Raw genomic sequence first — 1,106 nt, 5'->3', positions numbered from 1 at the left:
CGTCGGCGATGTCGTCGGGCACTCCCTGGAGGCGGCCACCGTGATGGTCGAGATCCGGCACGCCCTGCGGGCCTTCGCCGTGGAGGAGGCCGACCCCGGAGTGCTGGCCGCCCGGCTCGACCAGATGCTCCAGCACTACCACCCCGACGTCACCGCCACCGTCTGCCTCGCCCTCGTAGAGCCCCGCAGCGGACGCCTCCGTGTCGCCAACGCCGGCCACATCCCGCCGCTGGTCGTCCACGAGGCCGGCAACGCCGAGTACGTGAAGGCGTCCGGGCCGCTCCTCGGGCTCGGGCTCGACCGGCCCGAGCCCACGGAGACGACGCTCTGGCCCACGGACCGGCTCCTCATGGTCACCGACGGACTCATCGAGACCCGTGGCATCGACCTGTCGGTGTCCATGGAGCATCTGCGGACCGCCGCGGCGGACGCCCCGCTCGGCACGGCCGCCCTGTGCGACACCCTGCTGCACTGCTTCGGGCGGGACCGGGATGACGACATCGCGATGCTGGCGCTCCGCCTCCGGCTAGGGTGAGCTGATTTTCCACACCCGCTGGAACACCTTGCCGAGGAGCGCATCGATGCCGCAGATCACCGTGGACTACTCCGCCGTACTCTCCGATGGTTTCGACCGGCCCGCGTTCGCGAAGGCCCTGCACGAGGAGGTCGTACGGACCGCCGTGGCCAAGCCGGAGGCCTGCAAGACGCAGTTCCGGCGGACCGAGGACACCACGGTCGGACCCGACACCGAAGGGCACGGCGTCGTGCACGTCACGCTGGGCCTGCTCGCCGGCCGCACCGACGAGACGAAGGCGACACTGACGGAGAACGTGCTGGACCTGCTCCGCGAGCACGTGAAGGTGGCGGAGGGCCTGGCCTTCCACGCGTCGGCGGAGGTACGCGACCTCGACCCCTCCTACGCCAAGTACGAGGTCTAGACGAGCCGGGCCCGCGCGCCCTCTACGGCTGCGCCAGGGTCACCAGGCGCCCCATCAGATCGCCGAACGGGCCGTCCTCCGGCTCGTCGGCGATCACCTGGCGCAATATCGCCGCCATGTCCTCGTCCGACGCCGCGCTCACCGCCATGAGCGCGGCGTCGGACGAGG

General features: G+C 71.2%; 2 protein-coding genes. Both read left to right on the top strand.

All coding sequences use genetic code 11. The features are described 5' to 3' along the window. The coding region (locus AOK23_RS08240) for a PP2C family protein-serine/threonine phosphatase (protein WP_157877974.1) at positions 1–535 on the top strand (535 nt) is incomplete at its 5' end. A gap of 46 nt (positions 536–581) precedes the next feature. After that, on the top strand, positions 582–938 hold the full coding sequence (locus AOK23_RS08235) for a 5-carboxymethyl-2-hydroxymuconate Delta-isomerase (RefSeq protein ID WP_055712091.1): 357 nt from the start codon (positions 582–584) through the stop codon (positions 936–938). The last annotated feature ends 168 nt before the right edge of the window (positions 939–1,106 follow it).

This window comes from Streptomyces torulosus (assembly GCF_001419765.1).
Lineage (GTDB): Bacteria > Actinomycetota > Actinomycetes > Streptomycetales > Streptomycetaceae > Streptomyces > Streptomyces torulosus.
The sequence above is the reverse complement of the archived record's forward strand: the minus strand, read 5'-3'. Positions and strand labels throughout refer to the sequence as shown.

Excerpts from the sequence above, each read along its gene's own strand:
- AOK23_RS08235 (WP_055712091.1), top strand. The coding sequence starts at position 582 with ATGCCGCAGATCACCGTGGACTACTCCGCCGTACTCTCCGATGGTTTC.